At 61.4% G+C, this 23,144-nt stretch carries 25 protein-coding genes; 16 read left to right on the forward strand and 9 right to left on the reverse strand.

What is annotated here, in order from left to right:
* The first annotated feature begins 3 nt into the window (after nt 1-3).
* On the forward strand, nt 4-1,020 hold the full coding sequence (locus tag KZJ38_RS27530) for a DUF2955 domain-containing protein (protein ID WP_219803126.1): 1,017 nt from the start codon (nt 4-6) through the stop codon (nt 1,018-1,020).
* A 68-nt stretch (nt 1,021-1,088) separates the two neighbouring features.
* Here KZJ38_RS27530 and KZJ38_RS27535 read toward each other — a convergent pair whose 3' ends face one another.
* Complete coding sequence (locus KZJ38_RS27535) at nt 1,089-1,670, reverse strand: BPSL1445 family SYLF domain-containing lipoprotein (RefSeq protein WP_219803127.1); 582 nt, start codon at nt 1,668-1,670, stop codon at nt 1,089-1,091.
* A 353-nt stretch (nt 1,671-2,023) separates the two neighbouring features.
* Between KZJ38_RS27535 and KZJ38_RS27540 the strand changes: the two genes are divergently transcribed.
* Nucleotides 2,024-2,611, forward strand: a complete 588-nt coding sequence (locus KZJ38_RS27540; protein WP_219803128.1) for a hypothetical protein — start codon at nt 2,024-2,026, stop codon at nt 2,609-2,611.
* Between the two features lie 15 nt (nt 2,612-2,626).
* Here KZJ38_RS27540 and KZJ38_RS27545 read toward each other — a convergent pair whose 3' ends face one another.
* Complete coding sequence (locus KZJ38_RS27545; RefSeq protein ID WP_219803129.1) at nt 2,627-3,205, reverse strand: hypothetical protein; 579 nt, start codon at nt 3,203-3,205, stop codon at nt 2,627-2,629.
* 333 nt (nt 3,206-3,538) lie between these two features.
* Nucleotides 3,539-4,207, reverse strand: coding sequence for a peroxiredoxin-like family protein (locus tag KZJ38_RS27550; RefSeq protein WP_219803130.1), 669 nt, complete (start codon nt 4,205-4,207; stop codon nt 3,539-3,541).
* Between the two features lie 106 nt (nt 4,208-4,313).
* Between KZJ38_RS27550 and KZJ38_RS27555 the strand changes: the two genes are divergently transcribed.
* Complete coding sequence (locus KZJ38_RS27555) at nt 4,314-5,216, forward strand: LysR family transcriptional regulator (protein WP_219803131.1); 903 nt, start codon at nt 4,314-4,316, stop codon at nt 5,214-5,216.
* Here the strand turns inward: KZJ38_RS27555 and KZJ38_RS27560 are convergent.
* The 3 genes from KZJ38_RS27560 to KZJ38_RS27570 all read right to left on the reverse strand — a co-directional run bounded on the left by KZJ38_RS27560 (nt 5,195) and on the right by KZJ38_RS27570 (nt 7,624).
* The gene (locus tag KZJ38_RS27560) at nt 5,195-5,599 is read right to left on the reverse strand and encodes a GFA family protein (RefSeq protein WP_219803132.1); all 405 of its coding nucleotides are present in this window, start codon (nt 5,597-5,599) and stop codon (nt 5,195-5,197) included. The two genes, KZJ38_RS27555 and KZJ38_RS27560, sit on opposite strands and share 22 nt — an antisense overlap.
* A gap of 155 nt (nt 5,600-5,754) precedes the next feature.
* Nucleotides 5,755-6,651, reverse strand: coding sequence for a LysR family transcriptional regulator (locus KZJ38_RS27565; RefSeq protein ID WP_219803133.1), 897 nt, complete (start codon nt 6,649-6,651; stop codon nt 5,755-5,757).
* Nucleotides 6,652-6,682: 31 nt separating this feature from the next.
* A complete protein-coding gene (locus tag KZJ38_RS27570; RefSeq protein WP_219803134.1) occupies nt 6,683-7,624 on the reverse strand; it encodes a LysR family transcriptional regulator in 942 nt (313 codons plus the stop codon).
* Between the two features lie 145 nt (nt 7,625-7,769).
* Here KZJ38_RS27570 and KZJ38_RS27575 point away from each other — a divergent pair, with 145 nt between their 5' ends.
* The 7 genes from KZJ38_RS27575 to KZJ38_RS27605 all read left to right on the forward strand — a co-directional run bounded on the left by KZJ38_RS27575 (nt 7,770) and on the right by KZJ38_RS27605 (nt 13,625).
* Complete coding sequence (locus tag KZJ38_RS27575; RefSeq protein ID WP_219803135.1) at nt 7,770-8,504, forward strand: type 1 glutamine amidotransferase domain-containing protein; 735 nt, start codon at nt 7,770-7,772, stop codon at nt 8,502-8,504.
* 124 nt (nt 8,505-8,628) lie between these two features.
* A complete protein-coding gene (locus KZJ38_RS27580; RefSeq protein ID WP_219803136.1) occupies nt 8,629-9,348 on the forward strand; it encodes a Rieske (2Fe-2S) protein in 720 nt (239 codons plus the stop codon).
* A complete protein-coding gene (locus KZJ38_RS27585; protein WP_219803137.1) occupies nt 9,345-10,232 on the forward strand; it encodes an aromatic ring-hydroxylating oxygenase subunit alpha in 888 nt (295 codons plus the stop codon). Before KZJ38_RS27580 ends, KZJ38_RS27585 begins: the two co-directional genes overlap by 4 nt.
* A gap of 14 nt (nt 10,233-10,246) precedes the next feature.
* Nucleotides 10,247-10,849: a glutathione binding-like protein gene (locus KZJ38_RS27590; RefSeq protein ID WP_219803138.1), complete on the forward strand. Its 603-nt coding sequence runs from the start codon at nt 10,247-10,249 to the stop codon at nt 10,847-10,849.
* Nucleotides 10,850-10,908: 59 nt separating this feature from the next.
* The gene (locus tag KZJ38_RS27595) at nt 10,909-11,499 is read left to right on the forward strand and encodes a TetR/AcrR family transcriptional regulator (protein ID WP_219803139.1); all 591 of its coding nucleotides are present in this window, start codon (nt 10,909-10,911) and stop codon (nt 11,497-11,499) included.
* A 111-nt stretch (nt 11,500-11,610) separates the two neighbouring features.
* On the forward strand, nt 11,611-12,339 hold the full coding sequence (locus tag KZJ38_RS27600) for a cysteine hydrolase family protein (protein WP_219803140.1): 729 nt from the start codon (nt 11,611-11,613) through the stop codon (nt 12,337-12,339).
* A 101-nt stretch (nt 12,340-12,440) separates the two neighbouring features.
* Nucleotides 12,441-13,625: an aminotransferase-like domain-containing protein gene (locus KZJ38_RS27605; protein ID WP_219803141.1), complete on the forward strand. Its 1,185-nt coding sequence runs from the start codon at nt 12,441-12,443 to the stop codon at nt 13,623-13,625.
* A gap of 38 nt (nt 13,626-13,663) precedes the next feature.
* Here KZJ38_RS27605 and KZJ38_RS27610 read toward each other — a convergent pair whose 3' ends face one another.
* The 3 genes from KZJ38_RS27610 to KZJ38_RS27620 all read right to left on the reverse strand — a co-directional run bounded on the left by KZJ38_RS27610 (nt 13,664) and on the right by KZJ38_RS27620 (nt 17,227).
* On the reverse strand, nt 13,664-14,554 hold the full coding sequence (locus tag KZJ38_RS27610) for a carotenoid biosynthesis protein (protein WP_219803142.1): 891 nt from the start codon (nt 14,552-14,554) through the stop codon (nt 13,664-13,666).
* A gap of 1 nt (nt 14,555) precedes the next feature.
* Nucleotides 14,556-15,968: a PhoPQ-activated pathogenicity-related family protein gene (locus KZJ38_RS27615; protein ID WP_219803143.1), complete on the reverse strand. Its 1,413-nt coding sequence runs from the start codon at nt 15,966-15,968 to the stop codon at nt 14,556-14,558.
* Nucleotides 15,969-16,222: 254 nt separating this feature from the next.
* A complete protein-coding gene (locus KZJ38_RS27620; RefSeq protein WP_219803144.1) occupies nt 16,223-17,227 on the reverse strand; it encodes an isoaspartyl peptidase/L-asparaginase family protein in 1,005 nt (334 codons plus the stop codon).
* A gap of 280 nt (nt 17,228-17,507) precedes the next feature.
* Here KZJ38_RS27620 and KZJ38_RS27625 point away from each other — a divergent pair, with 280 nt between their 5' ends.
* From KZJ38_RS27625 to KZJ38_RS27650, 6 genes are all read left to right on the forward strand, one after another.
* The gene (locus KZJ38_RS27625) at nt 17,508-18,602 is read left to right on the forward strand and encodes an SDR family oxidoreductase (RefSeq protein WP_219803145.1); all 1,095 of its coding nucleotides are present in this window, start codon (nt 17,508-17,510) and stop codon (nt 18,600-18,602) included.
* Nucleotides 18,603-18,810: 208 nt separating this feature from the next.
* Nucleotides 18,811-19,590 carry a sulfite exporter TauE/SafE family protein gene (locus KZJ38_RS27630; RefSeq protein ID WP_219803146.1) on the forward strand — a complete coding sequence of 260 codons (780 nt, stop codon included), beginning with the start codon at nt 18,811-18,813 and terminating at the stop codon, nt 19,588-19,590.
* A gap of 32 nt (nt 19,591-19,622) precedes the next feature.
* A complete protein-coding gene (locus tag KZJ38_RS27635; RefSeq protein ID WP_219803147.1) occupies nt 19,623-20,009 on the forward strand; it encodes a VOC family protein in 387 nt (128 codons plus the stop codon).
* A 260-nt stretch (nt 20,010-20,269) separates the two neighbouring features.
* Entirely contained in the window at nt 20,270-21,289 is a 1,020-nt protein-coding gene (locus KZJ38_RS27640; RefSeq protein WP_219803148.1) for an AAA family ATPase, read from the forward strand.
* A 4-nt stretch (nt 21,290-21,293) separates the two neighbouring features.
* Nucleotides 21,294-22,178 carry a DUF58 domain-containing protein gene (locus KZJ38_RS27645; protein WP_219803150.1) on the forward strand — a complete coding sequence of 295 codons (885 nt, stop codon included), beginning with the start codon at nt 21,294-21,296 and terminating at the stop codon, nt 22,176-22,178.
* Nucleotides 22,175-23,143 (forward strand): hypothetical protein, encoded by a 969-nt coding sequence (locus KZJ38_RS27650; RefSeq protein ID WP_219803151.1) that lies wholly within the window; start codon nt 22,175-22,177, stop codon nt 23,141-23,143. The genes KZJ38_RS27645 and KZJ38_RS27650 overlap by 4 nt, the downstream gene beginning before the upstream one ends.
* The last annotated feature ends 1 nt before the right edge of the window (nt 23,144 follow it).

Consider the following 23,144-nt stretch of genomic DNA (forward strand, 5'->3'; position numbering starts at 1 on the left):
CCTATGCAAAGCGACGTTCAGCGGTCTGGCCGGCGCGTGCTTCGATTGGCGACTGGGACAGCGCTCAGCCTCGCGATCAGTTTCGCGCTGGACTTGCCGATTCCGGTGATAGCGCCGGTATTTGCCCTTTTTTTGCTCGCCACGCGGACTGGGCCGTTGACATTCAAGGCGGCGCTTGCACTCGCTATGATCGTCGCGGCGACGACAGGCAGCGGCTTACTGGTCGTTCCGCTGCTTCGCTATTACTCCGCCGCCGGCGTGCTGACGGTCGGCCTCGGGCTCTTTCTGGCGTTTCGCTACGGTCTTCGCGGCGGGAACAATCTCGTCGCCACTTTCCTCGCGGCCGGTTTGACCATGATCTCCGCGGCCGGCGTTGCCGATATGCAACTGGCCGCGACCGTCGTGGGCGCGCTCGTGAAAGGGCTGCTCGTGGCGCTGTTCGTGTCGGCATTGAGTCATGCGATCTTTCCGGAGCCCGCGAGCGAAAGGCCGCAACTGCCGCAAGCACGCACGGCTCGGGATGGTGAGGCCGTGCGAATCGCACTGCGAGCCGCACTGGTGGTCATGCCCGCGTGGCTGCTCGCAATGAGCGATCCGGCCGCTTACATGCCGATCATCATGAAATCGGTCAGCCTCGGCCGCCAAAGCTGCACGACGTCCGCTCGCGATGCCGCACGCGAACTGCTCGGGTCCACGTTGCTCGGTGGACTGCTCGCAATCGTGTTCTGGTTTGCACTCAGGCTCTTCGTCAACCTCTGGATGTTTTATCTGTGGATGCTGCTGTTCGGCTTGCTGGCAGGGCGCAAACTCTATCGCCTGAGCCCGACACGGCAATCGCCGGGGTTCTGGCTGAACAGCCTCGTTACGCTGATTATTTTGCTGGGTCAGTCCGTGCAGGACAGTGCGGCCGGCAAGGACGTTTATGCCGCGTTCGCGGTGCGCATGGGGTTGTTCCTCGGCGTGACAATCTACGCGTGTTTCGTGCTTCAGCTTTTCGAACGATATGGCAGATCCCGCTGAAGACTGCCAGCCGATATCGACGACATCGGCGATGGCCGCGGGATTCGCAGACCTCGCCGGCACGGGGCTTAAATCTTCAGCGGCGTCACCTTGGTGCCGGCAAGCGAGACATCCGCCATCAGGCCGGCATTGGTCATGACGATGACCTCGACAGGCGCCGTCGCGGATGTCGTGTCGATCATGCCATTGGCGCCGACCTTCACGAGCGCCACGGAGGCGTCGCCGGCAACCGTCCACCCTTTCGAGTTCCGGAACTGAGCGAGCGCATCGGACGTCATGAAAAGAAAGAAAATCGCCTTCGATTGCGCACCCGCGGTTAGTCCGACCGATCCCGATGTCGTGCTGTAGTACCCGACGGTGCCGCCGCCCACGCGCAGCGCGCCGTCGCCATGCTGGGCACCGATGATGAATCCGGCCTGAAGCACGTTCGGGAAGACCAGAACACCTTGTGCCTTCGATATGAGTTCCCGCGACCCTTTGACCGAGGTATAGAGGCGCGACAGTGCGCCATCGACGCTCGCGTCGAGTGACTGACGCTGCGCCATATCCGTTGCTGCGCTCTCGCCGCTGCCGGAAGTCGTCGTGCATCCGGCGAATACGGCCGGCACAGCCGCCGCAATCGCGGTGATCAGGAAATCTCGCCTCTGCATTGTCATCCTCCATGTGCGTCATTGATGGGCTCGAAGACGCATAGTTCATTTAATGCCTTTATCTGAATTTTCAAAAATATTTTTTATTAAATAAGGGTTCCGAATTATGACTTCCGTTTTTAATGAAAATGAATTGAGAACGGGAAGTGATTTGTTAGCGGGAAATTTTCCTGAAGGGATAGCGATTCGCGAAGCGGCTACATGCAAACGCTTTGAATGACCAATTGGACTAAGGTCCAATATCGTTCGTGCAACGCTGTGAGTAGGCTGAAGCAGGATCCGCCGGCGCCGAAGTTCGGCACGAAGCAAGGCTCGCAGGTGGACTGCGCACGAACTCTCCGAGGAGCACAACGATGAAGGTCGGACACTTTCTGCTGGCAGCCACCCTCGCGCTGGTGGCGCATTTCGCACTCGCTCAACCGCAAACGTCGGTCGACGTATCAAAAGGAACGGGCAATGTGTCGGCGGCGGCAACCTCCACAGTCACGGCCACGGTCGTGGCTATTGCGCCGGCAACGCGGACCGTGACACTGAAGGAGGCGAGCGGCCGGGTGTTCGAGGTTCAGGTAGGCGAGGAAGCGCGCAATTTCGATCAGCTTAAGGTTGGCGATATCGTCACAATGGAATACAGGAAAGCGATTTCGCTAAGCCTTGAGAAAACGAGCGGCCCACGCTCCGCCACGCAGCAGATTATAGAAAAGCGCGCGGCTCCGGGTGAGAAGCCAGGCGGCACGATTGGCAGGGAAGTGACCGTGATGGCGGACGTGATTTCCGTTAATGCCAAATCAAAAACGGTCTCATTGAAGGGGCCGCAAGGCAATATCGTGGATGTGATCGTGGAGGACCCGGAGCAGATGAAACATGTCCGGAAGGGCGATCAGGTGAAGGTGGTGTACACCGAGGCCATTGCGATATCGGTCACCCCTGGTGCCAGCCAGTAGGGCGATAGCGTTTGCCTAGAAATCGTGCCGGACAGAAACGGCTGCGCCGACTTCGTGAATATGAGTGGCGTTGATGAGCGGGTTGGCCATAAAGCGCCAGTTGTCGTCCGATGCGGTTGAGCTGACTGACGAAGCCGGCGCTGCAGGCGCGCCATATGGCGTCGAATTTCGCTTCAGAATCTGACTCTCGACTGTCGTGCCCGCATAGCGCGATTCGCCGTTTTCCGGCTGGGGCGAGAACGGGACATTGGCGTTCCCGTACGCGAACTGGTATTGGCTCAGTGCTGCACTGTAGCTATGCTCGGGTTGCTTCGTGGTGGCGTTCGCTATGGGCGTGGTTGCTGGCTTCGCGGAAACCGCATGCTCCGTTCGAGCGGTGTGCGTATGCGGTTGCGTCCGTTCAGTCGGCCGAACCGTAGAGCGATGCGCCGAAGGTGCGGAAGAAGTGTGGCCCGCGGGTTTTGCGGGCGCTGTTGCAGCGACCTCCGCAAATGCGGCACTGGTGAGGCCCCATAAGCATGCCCCGGCGATCCAATAGCCCCGGTTGCGGCCCTTCATGAAAACGCCCCATTTGGCGGCTGCGAAAATCGACATTCGAAGACCTTCTGTTTCGACCGCGCGCCTCGATCGCCGAATGCGGTATGACTGCATTGCGCGGTAAGTCATGCTTGCCTGCCCATTAAACAGGCAGCGTAATCATAAGGCACGTTCAACCCGCCAACCGTTCGAGATTTCCCTTGTAACCGGCATTTCGCGGCTTGAATACAACAGGGGTTTTCACGGAGTCGTCGCGCGCATGGCTGCATTCGAACGCTGAATTCGCAGGGAATCGCGGCAGGCAAGTTTGTGCGCGAGACATTCGAGAACCGACCCCGCAAATGGGCCACTGTTCTCGCTCAACCTCGCGCTACCGATAAGGGCAATCGCTCAGGCGATGTTTTCCAGCTGCCGCAATTTCCGCAAGACCGTCACCAGTTCGCTCGGGTCGGGCCGCTTCGTGTAGTCGGGACTTACCTCGGCATAGGCCACCGTGCCGTCCTGCGCGATCACATATCGAGCCGGCATCGGCAGTGTCCAGCTCGCCTCGCCATTGATAACCGGCAAGTCGACATCGAACCCCTTGTACGCTTCGATCAGTTCATCCTGCAGGCGGAAGCGGATTCCAAACGCGTCAGCGGTCTGGCCGCCTGCGTCGACGAGAATCGGATAACTGAGCTTGTTCTGCCGTTGCGACTTCAGGCTGTGTGTCGCGGTCTGCATCGAGATCGAAACGAGATGTGCGCCGAGCGAGCGGATCTCCTCTGCGACTTCCTCGATAGCCTGCAAATCGATATTGCAATATGGGCACCAGACGCCGCGATAAAACGTGACAACGAGCGGCCCGCGTTCGAGCATGTCCGTCGACGAGACAAGCTCGCCCTCGGCTGTCTTGAGCGTGAACGTAGGGGCGACATCGCCCACTTTGAGCGAACGCCCGGCCTGACCCGTTGCGATCAGTTCATCTGTTGTCCTGTGAAAGAGTTCGACCACGTGGGGCGGCGCGACCTTGCTCTCGAAGTGCGTTCTGAAGGCATCCAGTTTGTCTTGCAGGTTCATTTCCCGACTCCTTGTTTGCTCGCCGGTGTTGGCGTGAAGTCATGGTGATTTATTTGTCCGTTGACGGGTAGAATGGCTGAACGACTTTCAGTTATTCGCCAGCCAAATGAATGACAAACTATCCGTGCTGCGGCTTTTCACGCGGGTCGCCCGTACGTCGAGCTTTACGAAAGCGGGGCGCGAACTGGGAATCAGCCAGCCATCGGTGTCGAGGCAGATTTCGGAACTCGAAGTGGACGTGGGAACCGCGCTCTTCGTCAGAAGCACACGCGCGGTGAAACTGACCGAGGCGGGCGTCGACTATCTGATGCGTGTCGAGGCGATTCTCGAAGCGCTCGAAGAGGCCGATCTTGTGGCTCGCGGTACCTCGGAACTGCGCGGTCGCCTGCGCGTCGCGCTATCGACGAGCTTCGGCATCCGCGAGGTGATTCCGCGCATCGGGCGTTTCATGGCGCGGCATCCCGCGTTGCACATCGACTTGCTGATGTCGGACGATCGGCAGGATCTGATTGCGGAAGGCGTCGATGTGGCGATCCGGTTCGGTGCGCTACCGGATTCGACTGCGAGATCGAGGCTTATCGGACGTTCACCGCGAATGCTTGTGGCTTCGCCTGAGTATCTGGCGCGCGCGGGGCGGCCTGTCGAGCCATCCGATCTGAGCGAGCATGCATTCGTGCTGGGGCCATCGAGCGCGGCTTCATTGGGATGGACGCTCCGCAAAGGCGGACGCGAGTTTGTTTTGCGCGGACAGGGGCCCGTGCAGGCGCAAGGACAAGGACGCCTGACGACTACCGTCAACGAGGGCGCGACGGCCGCGGCGATCGCCGGGCTGGGTATTTTGACCGTCGGTTTGTGGGGGTGCCGAAGCGAGCTTGCGGATGGGCGCCTCGTGCAGGTACTCGAAGACTGGCAGCTCGATCCGGTTGAGATCCACGCCGTGTTTCCGCCAGGCCGAGCGTCGCGCCCCGCGGCCCGCGCGCTGATCGACTATCTCGTGGGTGACATATAGCTTCCGGCATGTTTGGGTAACGCGTCCGACACGCGAATCCACGGTACCCGCTGCGAAGTCCATGTGTGGTGCAGTGGAGGCACCTGCTCCGGCGTATCGAGGCTGCATGTCGAAATATCGATCTCACCGGGAAAGTCTTCGTGTTGATAAGTCAGGTGCGTGCCGCAGTCCGCACAAAATGCGCGCACGACCGACTTGCTGCTGGCCAGCGCTGCGGGTGCGCCAAGCACAAAGCGAAACTCTGATTGCCTGACGCTAAACCAGGCGACGAACGGGGCACCCGATATGCGGCGACAGTCCACGCAGTGGCAGATCGTCGAATAGAAAGGCATACCGACGATCTCGTAACGAACCTTCCCGCAGAAGCAGCCGCCTTTGAGCATGATGTCCTCCTTGGCGAGGGCGGTCGCAGACACGCGCGCATATGCGTGCAGGCGCGACGAAAAGCGTTGTGCCGGTCTGGTGATCTTGACGGCGTGGGCTATGTCGACGCGGCGCCGCGTCGATTAGTGTAGTGCGCGGGTGAGGCGGCTTGCGATTAATCCGTCTTGATGAAGTCGATAAACGCGCGCAGCGGCGCGGGGACGAGGCGCCGGCCCGGATAGTAAAGGAAGGGCCCGGAGAACGGCCGCCACCACGGTTCGAGAATCGGTTCGAGCGCGCCGCGTTCCAGATGCGGGCGCAACCATTCTTCATACAGGTGGATTACGCCGGTTCCCGCAATGGCCGCGTCGACGACGAGATCGACGGCGCCGCCGAGTTGCACCAGCAGCGGACCGGAAGGCTCGATCCGCAGCACTTCTCCCGCGTGCTCGAATTCCCACGGCGGCATCGAGCCGCTCGGGAAACGGCCGAGCAGGCATGCATGATCGAGCAGTTCGCGCGGATGCGTGGGCCGGCCGCGCCTTGCAAGATAAGCAGGAGAAGCCGCAGTGGCGAAGCGCTGCACGCGCGGACCGATCGGCACCGCGATCATATCCTGTTCGAGCCGCTCGTCGTAGCGAATGCCGGCATCGCATCCCGCTGCGAGCACATCGACGAAGTTCTCGTCCGCGACGATTTCGAGCCGTATATCGGGGTAGGCGTCGAGAAATCGCGGCACGATGGACGGCAGGATCAAGCGCGCCGCGCTGAGCGGCACATTGAGCCGCAGCGTGCCTGCGGGCCTGTCGCGAAAGCCGTTGACGATATCGAGCGCCGCTTCGACTTCGGTAAGCGCAGGACCTAGCCGCGCCAGCAGGCGCTCACCCACTTCGGTGGGCACGACGCTGCGCGTGGTCCGATGCAGCAGCCGCACACCGAGCCGCGCTTCGAGCCGGCGCACCGCTTCGCTGAGCCCCGAGGCGCTGACGCCGGCGAGGCGGGCGCCATCGCGAAAGCCTTTGGCACGCGCCACGGCCACAAACGCGGTCAAATCCGAAAGATCGATTTCCATCGTGTGCTCGCTTGTACAGCGTGTGTGATGACTACGGATGTTTTGCGCGCCGCTTTGCAGGCGGTGCGATTTCGGGCGCTTCCTCGCAGTCTGCAAGAATTTTGCAGAGCTCGTCAAAGACCCGTTGCACGCGACGCGGCACCGGCGTTCGATGAGGCCGATACACGTACATCGTGGAAGCTTGCGGACGCAACCGATCGAGCAGAGGCGTCAACACGCCTTCGCGCAGCAAAGGCAAGGCAAGATGCCCGGGCAATTGCCCGATGCCGATTCCCGCGGCGACTGCTTCGCACTCTGTTGCGGGATCGTCGGTGACAAAGGCCGGGTTCGCGGGAACGATCGGATTGCCGTCGCTGAACATCCATGGCCACGGCCTTCCGGTGTTGCGATCGATCAGCGCCGTGATGGGCCGCGTGAACAGATCGCGCTTGCTCGCCGGGTGCCCGACACGCTCGAGCAATGCGGGCGCGGCGACGAAATACAGCAGCGCCTTCGATACGGCTCGCGCGACAAAGCGGTTGTCGCGCATCGGGCCGATCCGCACGCCGATATCGATCTGCTCGTCGACCACGTCGGCCAGCACTTCCGATAAGCGCAGATCGAGCGTGAGCCCAGGGTTCGCGGCGAGCACCGGCGCGAGTCCGCGCGCGATAAAGCGGTGCCCGAGCGCGCTCGGCGCGGCGATGCGGACCACACCGGAAAGCTCGTCGCTCGTGCCCGATGCCTCGGCCGGGAAGATGTTTTCGACACCGGCGATCGCTGCCGCACTTTTCAGCGCGAGCTGTTCTCCGAAATGCGTCATCCGGACTCCGCGCGTGCTGCGATGAAAGAGCGGCTCGCCAAGTTCCTCTTCGAGCTGCTTGATGACGCGCGTGATGACCTGCGGCGAGACGCCAAGCCGTATCGCCGCGTCGCGAAAATTAGGGCTTTCGGCCGCCACGCAGAACACCCGCAACGCTTCGAACCGATTCATGCGTCGCCGCTCCGCGCGCGCCATTCCATTCGCGGGAATTTCAAATTCGCCTCCAGTTCATTTACTCGCTCGGGGTCGATCTCCATACTGCGCTTCGTCAATTCGACAACCGCTCGCCTATGCCGAGCTTTTTATGGTGCCCGACATGTATTCGATTTTGATGATTCTAACAAGCGCCACTTCGTGGACGCAGAAGGATGGCGCGCAACGCCCGAGCGGTTTCTGGGCCGAAGAATTCGTGGTGCCGCACGACATGCTGTCGTCGGCGGGCGTCAAGGTGACGATCGCGACGCCGGGCGGTAAGCCGTCCGTCGTCGACGAAATCAGTCTTACGCCGGAGACCAACGAGGGCGACGTCGCGAAAGTCGACAGGCTTTTCGCTTATCTGGAACAACACGCTGAAGCGTTACGCACGCCGCGCCGCATCGAAGAGATCAACGCAGCCGACTTCGATGCCGTGTTCGTGCCCGGCGGACACGGTCCGATGCAGGATCTGGCCGTCGATGCGAACGTAGGCCGGATATTGAGCGCGGCACTGGCGAATCCGGAGCAGGTCGTGGTTGCGCTGTGCCACGGGTCGGCGAGCTTTCTCGCGGCCGGCGACGAGACGAACTGGGCATTCAAGGGATATCGGATGACGGCGTTCACGAACGCCGAAGAAACGCAGACGGGTCTTGCCGCCAACGCACCCTGGTTGCTCGAAGACCGGCTTCGCGCAGCCGGCGCGTTATTCGACGGCGGCGCACCATGGAGTTCTCACGTCGTGGTGGACGGCAATCTCGTGACGGGACAGAACCCGATGTCCGCAGAGGCTGCAACGACGGCGATGCTCAATCTGCTTGCGGCGCGCGGTAGCCAGAACGGATCGACGAAGCACTGATGTAACCGCTCGGCGCCGCTCCACGCATTGGAAGTGGAATAATCTGCGCAGACGCGCGTTCAATGGATGCGTGGGGCGACCCGTTTCATTCGGCAACAGCGTTCGGCACCGGCGGGAGCATGAGTTGACTGATATCGAGCCTGACTGTATCGATGCGCAGATCCATTGGTATCCCGTCGCCGCTTCACGTGAAGTGGGCGAAGGGCGCATCATGCAGTCGTTTCTCGATGGCCAGGAACTCGCGCTGTGGCGCTCCGCGGACGGCGAGGCGCATGCATGGGAAAACCGCTGTCCGCACCGCGGAACGCGTTTTTCTCTAGGATGGGTCGCCGCCGACACGCTCAGTTGTGCCTACCACGGCTGGCGCTTCGGAAAAGACGGCGCTTGCACTTATATTCCTGCGAAACCGAACCTCTCGCCGCCGCGAAGCGCATGCGCTAAAACCTATGCCGTGCGCGAAGCAGGCGGGTTGATCTGGGCGACGCTGGGCGATGCATCGTGGCGTGGTATCGGCGATGTCCAGATGCCGAATGCGTTTTGTCGCGGCTTTGTCGTCTATCGATCGCCGCATGCCACGCGCTCGTTTCTGCTGGACCACTTCGCGGCGGCGCGTGCGGGTGGCGCCGTGATGGAGCAGCGCGATGAGTCCGGCACGCGCCGCGTGCTTTTCCTGCAGCCGATGAGCGGCGAGCGAACCGTCATCTATCTGTGGATCGACACCGAAGACGAAGCCGATAGCGGCGCGCGCGTCGAGGCGATGTTGCGCGCGGCGCGTGCATTCAGGGAGCTTCGCACGCAACTCGAGGCCAGCGCGCACGACGCGCCGGCAGGGAGCAGACGATGAGCGAAGCGCAGCGCGATGCGGCATTGAAGGCATTGAACGGAGCACCTGTCGACGAATGGTTCGCCGTATCGGCCGCGTCGCGCATCGGCGAGATGCCGCTGCGCACCCGTCTGCTTGGGCGGCCGCTCGCTGTTTGGCGCGACACGCTAACAGGCGAGCCCGTTGCCGCGCCCGAGATCGGCGCGCGACAGCGCTATCACGCAATCGATCGTTACGGCTGCACGTGGGTCGCGCTTGCCGCGCCGCGACGTGCGCTCTTCACGTTGCCGCAATATGAGCAGCCGGGCCGTCGCGTTATCGATTGCGGCGCCTTCGGTGTGCATACGTCGGCGCCGCGCGTGATCGAAAACTTTCTCGATATGGGGCATTTCCCCTATGTGCACACAGGCATTCTCGGCGAGGAACCGCACACGGAAGTAAAAGACTACAAGGTGCACGAGGACGAACACGGCGAACTTTGGGCCACCGATTGCGCATTCTGGCAGCCGCGCGCCGCGGCCGCCGCAAACGCGGGCATGGACGTCGACTATACGTATCGCGTGCCGCAGCCGTTCTGCGCGCTGCTCTACAAAACAAGTCCGCGCATGCCCGCGGAGCGTGATGTGATCGCGCTGTTCGTGCAACCGCTTGGCGAAGTGGAAAGCCGCGCTCATCTGCTGATGCTGCTGTTCGACGACGAACACGACAACACTGCGCTCGTGAGTTTCCAGCAGACCATCTTCGGGCAAGACAAGCCGATTCTCGAAAGCCAGTTGCCGAAGCGCTTGCCGCTCGACGCGCGCGCGGAAGTATCGACACGCGCGGATGCGATGTCGATGGCCTACCGCCGATGGCTAAAGGCCAGGGGCCTTCGCTATGGCGTGGAAGTCAAACCCTCTCGTTGAAGGAGACGGCCTCCATGATCAGACTTCTCAACTACGAACTCTCGGGAGACTGCTACAAGCTGCGGCTCTTCATGCATTTTCTGCGCGTGGAGTATGAAACCGTTGCCGTCGATTTCTATCCTGGGCGAGAACACGAATCGGCGCAGTTGCCGGTTCTCGATGATGGTGGCTCGCGGTTGCGCGATAGCGAGGCGATTCTGGTCCATCTTGCGAGCCGCTACGACTCGAAAGGGATGTGGTTTCCGATCGAACCTGTGGCGCGTGCGCAAGTCGCCCGCTGGTTTGCGATCGCGCGCGACCTCACTCGCACGGCATCGGCCGCCCGGCTGCACGACGTGTTCGGCTATGAGCTCGACGTTCGATCCGCACGCCGCGCTGCGCGTACAATTTTCAGGCTTGTCGACGACCATCTTGCCGAAAGCGAGATCGAAGGCCGGCACTGGCTGGTCGGCGAAACACCGACGCTTGCCGATATCGCCTGCTTTCCCGACATCGCGCTTTCGCATGAAGGCGGCATTGCCCACGATGATTTCCCGGCAATCCGCCGCTGGCTGGACGCTATGCGATACCTCGATGGCTTTGTCGCGATGCCAGGTATTCTGGCTCCGCCGCGTTGACAATAAATAGATGACCGGTTATCTTGTTATCCATCGACGCTAACCGGAGATCCACGAAGATGCCGCGTCCCGCTAATCCTGAGGTGCGCTCGCGACTGCTGTCGGTCGGGCGCGACGTCGTTCACGACCGCGGTTTCAACGGCTGCGGCGTGCAGGACATCACGGCGGCAGCCGGTGTGCCGAAGGGCTCGTTCTACAACTACTTCGACAGCAAAGAGGCGTTTGCGGCCGAAATTCTCGAAGACTACTGGCAGTCCATCGAAGACCGTCATGGTCCGATTCTGTACGACGCGCGTATCAAGCCGCTCGCGCGCATCCGGAAGTTCTTTCGCGCTCTCACCGATGATCACGGCAGGAACGACTTTGCATTGGGTTGCCTGATCGGCAATCTGTCGCTGGAACTGTCGAATGGCAGCGAAGAGGCTCGCGCGAAGCTTCTGGCGTTACTCGCGCGCTGGCAGGGGGCTATCGCCGCGTGCCTGCGCGAGGCTCAGGAACGGAATGAACTCGACCGCAAGGAAAACACGCAAGAACTCGCGGCGATCGTGATCGAGGCTTACGAAGGCGCGGTCATGCGTGGCAAGATCGAACAAAGCGGTGAGGCCTATGAGCGTTTCGAGAAGGTCGTGTTGCCGCGCTTGATTCGCTGATTTTTTTTGGCGTTTTTATAAGACGACCGGTCATCTATATTTGTGTGGGGGCAGCCGTTGTGACCCGGTGGTCCCTGCTTTCCCGATGTACTTTCAGATGGTGGAGGAATCATGAGTCAGGCAAACGAGGCAGGGCAACAGAACGTCAACCGCTACGCGGACCCGGCCGATCCGGCCTTGCCGCAAACGGGCTTCAAGCTGGACCGTGCGAAATCGGCGCTCGTCGTGATCGATCCGCAGAATGACTTTCTGAGTCCCACAGGTGTGACCTGGTCGGTGTTTGGGCAGAGCATCACGGAAAACAATACGGTTGAGAATCTGGGACGTCTCTTCAAGACTGCAAAAGACGTGGGTATTGCCGTGGCTATCTCGCCGCACTACTACTATCCGCACGACCATGAATGGCATTTCGGCGGCCCCTTGGAAAAGGTCATGCACAGCCTGGGCATGTTCGATCGCAAAGGACCGACCACGCTCGAAGGTTTCGACGGGTCCGGCGCGGACTTTCTTGAGGCGTACAAACCGTACATTCTTGACGGCAAAACCATCATCGCATCACCGCACAAGGTGTATGGCCCGGAGACGAACGATCTGGCATTGCAGCTTCGAAAGAAGGGCGTGTCGCAAATCATCCTTGCGGGCATGGCGGCAAACCTGTGTATCGAATCGCACTTGCGCGAACTGATCGAACAGGGGTTCGAAGTCGTCGTGGTGCGCGACGCGACCGCGGGTCCGCGGCTGCCGGACGGTGACGGCTATCTCGCGGCGTTGATCAACTACCGCTATCTCGCTCACGCCTTATGGACCACCGAGCAGACCGTTCAGGAGCTCTCGCGCTGACGCACCGCATCCGTACCTGCCGTTGTACCTGATATACGCGGGTACAGTACTTCGGGATTGCAGGGAACTGTCGCTGGTTGTACTCGTTAGCCATCCGGAACATGGAGGGCGAGATAGCGGCGCGCGTGCGGCCGCTACGGCTGGTGAAGCCTGAAGTGCAGTACGATCGCGCGATCGATCCGCTATGGATCATGCGCCACTCGTTAGTGGTAGGCGATCCGTCGCTAAGACCCGGTTGCGGGTGGCTGCCCGACGACTGGCTGCCGGGCGACGTGATGCGACGCATTCTGCGCACCATCGCGCGCGGAGAAAACGCGAATTTCACGGCCTATGGCACGCCGCAAGGGTTTTACCCATTGCGCGACCAGCTCGCGCGACGTTTAGGCGAACGCGATATCACGGCCGGCCCCGACTCGATCCTGCTGACCGAATCGGCGACGCGCGCGATCGACCTGATTGGACGCTTCTTCCTCGAGCCCGGCGACACGGTTCTCGTGGATGACCCGTGCTACTTCAACTTCCCTTCGATGATGCAAGCGCAACGCGTCGAAGTGGTGGGCGTTCCGCACACCTTGCACGGCCCCGATCTCGAGGCATTCGCCGCGGCCTGCGTCAAGCATCGTCCCAAGCTCTATGTGACGACGGCAGTGCTGCACAATCCGACCGGCGTGAACATCAGCGCCTCCACGTCGCACCGGCTGCTCCGGCTCGCGGAAGCGCACGACCTGATCCTCGTCGAAGATACCGTATACGCGGACCTCGACGGCAGCGCGCCGCCAGGGCTCGCGGTGCTCGATGGCCTCGACCGGGTCGTGCTTCTGGGGAGTTTTTCAAAGACGCTGTCAGGCGCGCTAAGAAGCGGCTTTATCGCCGCACGCAGCGATCTGATCGAAGGCTTGACGGATCTCGCGCTGGCCACGAGCTTCGGCGTGAGCGATCTGTCTGCGCAGATTACGCATCGTCTGCTCGTGGACGGCAGTTACCGCCACCATCTGGAAGGGCTGCGGCCACGGCTTGGGCGAAACATGAGCCTGACGATCGATCACCTGCAGCGACTCGGCTGTACGCCCTGGGTGCGTCCCGATGCGGGCATGTTCGTCTGGGTTCAATTGCCGGCAGGGTTCGACTCATCTGAAGTCGCGAGGCGGGCACTCGAGCACGATCTGGTGCTTGCGCCGGGCAATGTCTTTAGCGTGTCGCAGAGTGCGAGCCGTTATATGCGCTTCAATGTGTCCCAATGCAGCGACAAGCGCGTTTTCGACGTCCTTGCGAATCTGCTGAGTTGATGTTCCAACTCATGCCAACGTGCTGCTCACTTGTTGCGTTACTTACCTCGTTGCTCATCTCGTTGCGCGACTGCCGCAGGCGACCATATGCGCATAATCGCAACCAGCGCGGCGAATACCATTGTCAGCAAAGCCGCAATGACGCTGGATTCGTACACGTCCGCAATAACGAACACGCGCGCACCGACACTGACTGTGCCTTGGGGCGACGTCGCATATTTGATTGGAAATTGCACGGCCATTCCTGCCCAGACCAGACATGGCAAAAGCCAGTATCCCGAACTATGCACGGTAGAAGCGCGTTCGGACCCAAAGCGCCGCTCCAGTAGCGCGAACAGCTGGAAAAACAGCCAGCCGGTTAGCAGCCAGCCGAGAAAGTTCGTCAGGGGGACACCGAAATAGCCGCCGGGATGGCGGAACGTCCACAACCCTTGAACGGTCGCTCCCGTCGGATCAAGCGGAAAGTCAAAGAACGTAAGGACGAAGGCCGCGATCAGCGGCGTCGTGAACCGCGCAGCGCCACTCGCTTCAGACGGCTGATCTCGCGTGATCAGTTGTGACAGAACCCAGGCCATCCAACCCGCGGTCATATAGACGAGCGGCACGTATAGCGGCACGCCCAACGGCTTGAGGCCGGCGACATTGTGCGTATAGAAACCGAAAGGGAAACCGGATTGGATGCTGGTCGCCTCCATGACAAACGAAACGACGCATGCGATTCCCGCATAGGTCGCAAAGCCTTTATATCCATACGAGAGCGATGCGTGCAGCACTACGAACAGCAGCAACAACAGCGCTTGCAGGCTTTGTGATACTGCCGTATTCGAACCCGGCAGCGTGCCTGACAGAAAGACGATAAACCAGCAAAAGGCCAATACCCAGCACAGTCGCAATCGCAGGGCACCAGAGGAATTGTGGGTGCGTGTCATCTCAAGACCCAAAGCCGCGGCCAGGGATAGTTTGGCACCCCGCATCTCCCGCGGCAGGAAACGACGCTGGGTACTTCTCCTTGCCAAGAATGACGGTTTGGCTCGTTGCGATAAACCCGTCGGCATAGGTTGCCTCGATAAAGAACGCACTCCAGCCGGTTTCAGGTTCGCGAATCGACACGTCGATCGTGCTGGAACCCGCTGGCGCCGTCGGAATCGCAATCCCGGTAGCGGTGTAACGAACACCGCATGCCAGCCGGAAATCGCGTGCGTGCGGATTCGTCGCGCTCCACAGGGCGAGTGTTTGCGGCGGCTCCGACGAACTGAAGCGGATCAGCGCATCGCGGCCTTCACGGCGCAAGGTCGTGTTGATCGACGGTAAGGGCACTGCGTTCTGCAGCCGGTTGACGAACGGCGTCATCGAACGATGCGTCGCATGCTTGATGTCGTGATGCGATGCATTGGGCACCATGCGCAACGTTTTGCTTCCGCTTAGCTTGTCGTAGTAAAACCCCGCGTTATCGGGCGCAAACAGATCGTCGCCGCTCGCGTTGACGATGTATTTCGGTATATCGAGTCTGTGCGCATGGCGCGTGCCGAGATACCTGAGCGGATCGACGATTCGCATCAACGCGTCGAACTGCGCGCTGTCGATTTTCTCGTCGATATGTTCCGCAAAGTACGGGAAAAACGCGATCGGCCATGCGCCGCCGTACGAGCGGTACATATGCTTGAGTACCTCGCGCGTGTCGAGAATATCGACGGCGAATGCCACGATCGCGTCGATTCTTGTATCGGCAATCACGGCAAGCCAACTCGCCCACGCGCGTTTCGATACCGCGGAGATCACAAACTTGCGTATGCCGAGCGCGCTCAGTTCGCGCTCGGCCAGCGACATCGCGCGAGAAATGGCCGCGACCATCGGTACGTTCAGCGGCAGTGTCGCGCGCCTGGCAGGGCTGTCAAGAAAAAGCGCCCAGCTGTGCGCGACGCTGTCGTCTTCGGTGCGTGCGCGGCCATCGTCGGTATAGACGAGGGTCTGGTTCGGCACGTCGTGGACCACCACCACGGCCGTGCGCGTTTCGCAGGCGATGGTAGCGAGTACGTCGTGCGCATAGTCATGCGGACGGGCCGCGTCTTCTTCGCTTTGATCGTGCCGCGTCCCGCCGTTGATCACGAGTAGCGCGCGTTCGCGCATTGCGTCGGGCGGTACGTAAAGGGTGACGTCGTGCTGCCACTGAGCGGGCTGAACCAGGCCTTCAGGCGACCAGTTCTGCGAAGTCAGCAGATAGGTGTGTTGCTCGACACCGGGCAAAAGGTTCTGCGCGGTTTTCACATACTGCAGCGGCTGGCGCTCGATCGCGTCCCGGTAAGCCGCGATGGCGTCTTCGAAGGCAATGGACTCGTTAGGCATAAGCGAAGTGGGCGCGCGTCGCGCGCGTGAACGAATGTTTAAGCGCTTATCTTCTTCGCTGCGATGACCGTCAGTACGCTTTGCGTTGCGCGCACAGCGGTCGACATCGCAGTCCCGTCTACTTCAGGAAAACACCTTCGTCAGGCGGCAAATTCCCGCTTGAAAACGATCGCGAGGACGCGTGGCGGTCTTATTGCCGAAGCCCGCGGCGGCGGCTGCCGGCAGCAGCTAGCCGCAATGATTCGCCTGCAACTCTAGCGGCCGATCATCGTAACCGGCGTTTCGCCCACGCGCGCGAAACCGCGATACATCCCTTCGGTATTGAACGGCAGCGCGACGTTGCCCTTTGCGTCGACGGCAATCAGGCCGCCGCGTCCATCGATGCGCGGCAAGCGATTCATCACGACATCGTGCGCCGCTTCGTCGAGCGATACGCCACGGTAGGCGATCTGCGCGGCCACGTCGTAGGCGGCGACCATGCGGATAAACATCTCGCCGGTGCCTGTGGAGGACACGGCGCAGGTCGCATCGTCGGCATAGCAGCCCGCGCCAATCAGCGGTGAATCGCCGACGCGGCCCGGCTGCTTGTTCGTGATGCCGCCCGTCGACGTTGCGGCCGCGACGTGCCCGTGCAGATCGACGGCAACGGCGCCTACGGTGCCGAACTTGTTATCGGGATCGATCGGTTCGCGCGGCGGCGCGTCGCCCGTGATTTGCGCGTCCGGTGTGTGCGCAGCCGCGGCAAGCGTGGCGCCGTCGTGGTCGAGCATCGCGCGTTGCTGGCCGCGCGCGAGCTGCCATTGCCGGTGACGATCGTCGGTGTGGTAGTACGACGGGTCGACCAGTTCGAGGCCTTGCGCCTGCGCGAACGCTTCGGCGCCGTCGGCCGTGAACATCACGTGCTCGCTGCATTCGAGTACGCGGCGTGCCGCAAGCACCGGATTGCGCACACGCGTCACGCACGACACGGCGCCGGCTTTCAGCGTGCGCCCGTCCATGATCGACGCATCGAGTTCGTGCTTGCCCGCAGACGTGAAAACCGCGCCGCGCCCCGCGTTGAAGAGCGGGCAGTCTTCAAGCAGCCGCACCGCTTCGGTCACGGCATCGAGTGCGCTACCGCCCTCGACGAGCACGCGCTGCGCGGCGTCAAGCACCGCGCGCAGCTCGGCGTGATAGCGCGCTTCTACATCTGGGGTCATCGACGCGAGCGAGATCGTGCCTGCGCCGCCGTGAATCGCGATGACTGCGTTCGAGGTCATGGGTTTGTTCTTCGACGGGTTAGACAAGTGGGAATGGGGGGAAACGGGTGAGCCAGGTTAGCACGAATTGCCAGGCTCGTCGAAAATCAAAAAAATAGCCCTATTCGTTACGTTTGATAGATTTGATACTTCGTTTGCTCATACTTCCGTCGAAGATGGGGATTGGCGGCGACGAGGTTATCGCTGTGTGGAATAACCGTTATTCCATGACCGCTGCTACCGCGCCATGACCGCGGCCAATACATTTCCCGTCACCGACACATGACGACGGAGAAATGAAATGAGCACGAAAAACAGGGTTCTGGTAGCGGGAGCGAGCGGATTGATCGGCGTGGCCGCGATCGAATCGTTCCTCTCCGATGGATGGGACGTGGTCGGCATTTCGCGGCGCAAGCCGCAACTGCCGAGCGGCCGGGACTTCGAATTCGTCGCGGTCGATCTGCGCGATGAAAAGTCCGCGCACAAGACGCTTTCCGCACTCGACGGCGTGACGCATGTCGCGTATGCAGCCATCCACGAGAATGCCGACGATCTGGTGGGCGGCTGGTCCAACGCGGCGCAGATCGAAGTCAACAATGCGATGCTGCGCAATGTGATCGAGCCGCTCGTTTCCGGGAAGTCGCCGCTCAGGCATGTGTCGATTCTGCAAGGCACGAAGGCGTATGGCGTGCATCTTCATCCGATTGCGATTCCGGCGCGCGAGAGCGATCCGCGCGACGATCACGCGAACTTCTTCTTCGATCAGCAGGACTACGTTCGCGATGCCGGCAAGAAGCACGGCTTTACCTATACGGTATTGCGCCCGCAACTCGTGACCGGCAAAACGCCGGGCGCGCTCAATGTTTTGCCGGCGATCGGCGTCTATGCGGCTATCCGCCGCGAAAAGGGCGAGCCGTTCAGCTTTCCCGGCGGCCCTTCGTTCGTCTGGGAAATGGCCGATGCCGATCTCGTCGGCGACGTGATCGTGTGGGCCGCGCAGTCGCCGCAAGCGGCCAATGAAATCTTCAACATCACCAACGGAGATGTTTTCGAATGGCGCAGCGTGTGGCCGGCGATGGCGACGACCCTCGGCGTAAGCGCCGCAGGCGACGAGCCGATGCGTGTCGCGCAATACATTCGCGATAACGCCGATGTCTGGGCGAAGATCGTCGACCGATACGGGCTGGCGAGCGGCGATCTTCGTGCGTTTGTCGGGCAGGGCGATCAGCATGCGGACTTTGCATTTGCCTATGGCGCGCCCGCGGGTCCGGTGGCATTTGTCAGCACTGTCAAGCTTCGCAAGGCCGGGTTTAACGCGGCAGTCGATACGCGCGACGCGTTTTGCGATGCACTTCAGTCGTTTATCGACCGCAAGCTGTTGCCGCCGGCGCTTTGATTTGCAAAGCGAACGAAGAGGGATTGTCATGCATATGAAAGCGTTGGCTCAAATGGCCCGAAAGCTTATGCATCAACGTGCACGTCGAGCGGTGACGCGCCGTAACAGGCAGGTAACACGCGGCGATAAGAACCATTCGCATTCAAGCATGAACTGACGTAGCATGGCGGCTCGCGTTCCCACGCGGAACTGAATGCGGCTTGATGCGATGTTGAATACTCTGCTGATTAGCAATGTCTGGTTTTATGTTTTAGGGGTGCCGGCGCTTCTGCTGACAAGTCTTTCAAAGGGCGGGTTCGGGCTGGGCCTCGGCGTCGTGACGGTACCGCTTATGGCGCTGTATCTACCGGTGCCGGAAGTGGTCGCGATTCTTCTGCCCGTGCTTTGCCTGACCGACCTGATCGCGCTGTGGCAATACCGCGGTCAATGGAACTGGCCGCTGCTGCGGCTCGCGATACCGGCTTCGTTTATCGGCATTGGCGCCGGCACGCTGGCCATTCATCACCTTGGCGAAGTGTGGCTGCGGCTCGCGGTCGGACTGATCTCCGTCGACTTCGCGCGGCGCCGCATTTTCCGGACGCGCCGCGTCGCGACCACTGAAGCCGTGCCGCGCTTGCGGCCGGCTTCGTGCATGTTCTGGGGCGCGACATCGGGCTTCACGAGCTTTATGGCCAACGCGGGCGAACCGGCATTGACGATGTATCTATTGCCGTTCAGATTGAGCAATCGCAGTTTTGCCGGCACCACGGCGGCGTTCTTCGCCGTCGTCAATCTCACGAAGCTGATGAGCTTTTCGATGCTCGGCCTGTTCACGCGAACCACGTTGCTCACAAGCCTTCTGCTGACGCCCGTCGCGGTGCTCGGCACCTACGCGGGCATTCGCCTGAACCGCAGGCTCAATGCGACGCTGTTTCATCAGCTTTCGTGCGCGATTCTGCTTGTGATCGGTGTAAGGCTCATTTATACGAGCCTTAAGGTGATCGTGTAATCTCGCGGCGTTGTTCCTCAAAGGAGCGTGATATGGCTTTGATCGACCATCTCGATCACCTGGTGCTGACGTGTGTGGACGCCGAAGCGACGAAGCACTTCTACACCGAGGTGCTGCAGATGGAACTCGAAACGTTCGGCGCCGGCCGCATGGCATTCCGCTTCGGCAATCAGAAGATCAACCTGCACGTGCGAGGCTCGGAGTTCGAGCCCAAGGCGCATTTGCCGGTGCCCGGCGCGCTGGATCTCTGCTTTATCGCCACGGTTCCGCTAAACGACGTGATTGCGCATCTCAAGAAGGTCGGCTGGCCGATCATCGAAGGTCCGGTCGAGCGAACCGGAGCCACGCAGAAGATTCGTTCGGTCTACTTGCGAGACCCCGACCTCAATCTGATCGAGATTTCCGAGCCGATGAAATAGCGATTGCGTCGGCCGCGTGCGCCGGCCGCGTGCGCCGGCGCGCGGGGAAAAGGCACAAAGTGTCCTCCCGCGTGGAACAGATTGGCCCAAACCCTGACGCCCTACGCAGCGCATTTCCCATGCGCTCGCCTTGATGGTCTGCACGCCGTGCCACGGGCATGGGAAATGCAGACTGCAGTCGAATCCTTACCCACACGCCAAAGCGGCCACGAAATCAAACAGCATCGCGTGCCGCGGGGCGGATTGCGAGGACGCAGACGATGGGCGCGCACGAGCAACTGCAGGACTGGCGCAGCTATGCGCTTAGCCTCGAACAGGAAGCGACTAAAGCCGTAATCGGACACCACGACACCGTGCGCCTGATCAATATCGCGCTGTTCGCGCGGGGCCACGTGCTGCTCGAGGGCGGCGTCGGCGTAGGCAAGACGACGCTGTTGCGGGCCATTGCACGAGCGATCGGCGGCGAATTCGAGCGCGTCGAAGGCACGATCGATCTGATGCCGGGCGACCTCGTTTATCACACATACGTCGACTCGGACGGCAAGCCGCGCATCGAGCCGGGGCCGCTGCTCAAGCACGGCGAATCGCTATCGACGTTCTTTTTCAACGAGATCAACCGCGCCCGCCCGCAGGTCCAGTCGCTATTGCTGCGCGCGATGGCCGAGCGCTCGGTATTCGCGTTCGACCGCGAATACAACTTTCCGCATATGACGCTGTTCGCCGATCGCAACAAGGTCGAGAAGGAGGAAACCTTCGAACTCGCCTCGGCCGCGCGCGACCGCTTCATGTTCGAACTCAATATGGCGACGCCCGATGATGATGACGTGCGCCGCGCGCTCGTATTCGATCCGTCGTTTCACGATATCGACGCGCTGCTCGAGCGCGTGACGCCCGAAGTGCTGCCGTGGCGCGAATTGAACACGATGGCCGCGATCATTCAGGCCAGCGTGCATACATCCGAGGCGATCGAGCGCTATGCACTCGATATCTGGCGCGCCACCGAGTCGCCGCGACGCTATGGCATCGAACTCGACGACGTCGACATCGACAATCTGATTCTGGCCGGTGCGAGTCCGCGTGGCATGAGCATGCTGCTGCGCGCCGCGCGCGTCGTGGCCTGGCTTGCGGAACGCACCTATGTCGAGCCCGAAGACTTGCATGTCGTGCTGACGCCGGCACTCGGACATCGCGTGTTTTTCACACCGATCTATGAACTGCGGCGCACCGAGCTCGCGCAGGCGCTGACGCAGCAGATCGTCGAGCGCATCGCGGCGCCGTAACGCCATGCTGCCGCAACTGAAGGAATTCCACTACAGGCTGCCGGTGCGCGTGGCCGGCGCGCGGCCCGGCTCGCATCGCGGCACGAGCGTCGGGGCGGGGCAGGAATTCGTCGCGCACACGCGGCTTTTCGACTATCCGGACCCGCGGCGCATCGATATTCGCGCCAGCATTCGCGGCGGTCATGGCGAGTGGCTCGTGAGGCTGCACAGGCAGCGCGTCGCGGTGCCCGTCTATGCGGTGGTCGATGTGTCGGCTTCGATGCGCTTCCGTCGCGAGGCGAATGCGCCGACCAAGCTCGACGCCGCGGCGCAGTTTGCTGAAGCGCTCGGCTATAGCGCGTTTCGTCATGGTGACCGGGTCGGCATGCTCGCATTCGACGAGGGCGAACGCGAAGACCTGTTTCTGCCGGCGCGCCAGGTGCGCGGAGCCGGGACGCTGATGCGGACAACACTGCTCGATTCCCAGGTTCGCGATCGGCATGCGGCGTCGAAGTCGCGCGTAAGCGGTCTGGAAAGGGCGTTTGCGCGTATCGCGGAACGCGCCTGCCTTGCCTTTCTGGTATCCGATTTCCAATGGCCGATCGAGATGCTGCCCGACATGCTGCGCTCGATGTCTCGGGTATGGCTCGTGCCGATTGTTGTCTGGAGTTCGGCGGAAGTGGGGCCGCCGGCGAAGAACGGCTGGCTCACGGCACACGATATGGAAACCGGTGAACAGCGATCGCTCTGGGTGACGGACAAGCTGCGCGAGCGATGGCGCGCGGGCATGGCTGAGAGGAAGCAGCACATCATCGATACCTTTGCAAAAGGCGGTGTGCGTCCGCTGTTCGTGACCGACACGTTCGATGCCGATGCACTGAGCCGTTACTTCGTGGAGCAGGTTGCATGACGCCGCCACGGGATGGCAACCCGCGCGAAGCGGCGCTGAGCAACGCTGGCAAGCGGTCGGGCTTGGCGGCTTGCGCGTATGCGCCTGGGCTTGCGTTCGCGTTCGCTTTAGCTTTAGCGATGCTATGCGACTGCCATACGGCAGCCGCAGCCGAAGCATCGGTTCAACAACCCCGGGCATACGGATACACCATTGCCGATGTGCTGGAGCAAAAGGTTCTGCTCGAAGATCATGGACGTCGCGTCGATCTCGTTGCGCCGCCGTCCGCGGGCCGCATTTCGCTATGGCTCGAACGCCGTCCATCATCGATTGCGGCCGATAGCGCCGGACACCGATGGCTCGTGCTGCGCTATCAGATCATCAATGCGCCGGAGCAGCTAACCTCAGTGACGATTCCCGCGCTAAAGATTCCGCTCGCCTCAGGCTCAACGCTCGATATTCCCGATTGGCCGATAACCGTTGCGCCGTTGACGCTGAGCGAACCGCTCAACCTCGGCCAGCTAACGTCGCTGCAAGGAGATCGCATTGTCGCGGCGCCGCCATTGGCGCCGATCCGTCGCGCAATCGCGAGCTGGGCTTCGGCAACATTTGTCATCCTGATCGCGTGGGGTCTGTGGTGGTTCTGGCGCGAGCGGCGCGAACGTGCCGCGCTGCCGTTCGCGCGCACATGGCGCGCGCTGCGCGGTCGCGATGCCGCATCGATGGAAGGCGATGCGCAGACGTGGCGTCTGCTGCACGATGCGCTAAACGCGACAGCCGGCCGTGTCGTACGCGCGCGCTCAATGCCCGAACTGCTGCACCGTGCGCCGCACTTGCAAACGCTCGAGCCACAGATCGAAACCTTCTTTCGCTGTTCGAGCGCGCGCTTCTTTGAAGGCGCGCATCACACGCAGCAGCCGGAGCATTTTTCGCTGCGTGAATTCGCCCGCGCGCTTTACCGCGCGGAACGGCGCAACCGGCGTTAGT

Source organism: Paraburkholderia edwinii (assembly GCF_019428685.1).
GTDB lineage: Bacteria > Pseudomonadota > Gammaproteobacteria > Burkholderiales > Burkholderiaceae > Paraburkholderia > Paraburkholderia edwinii.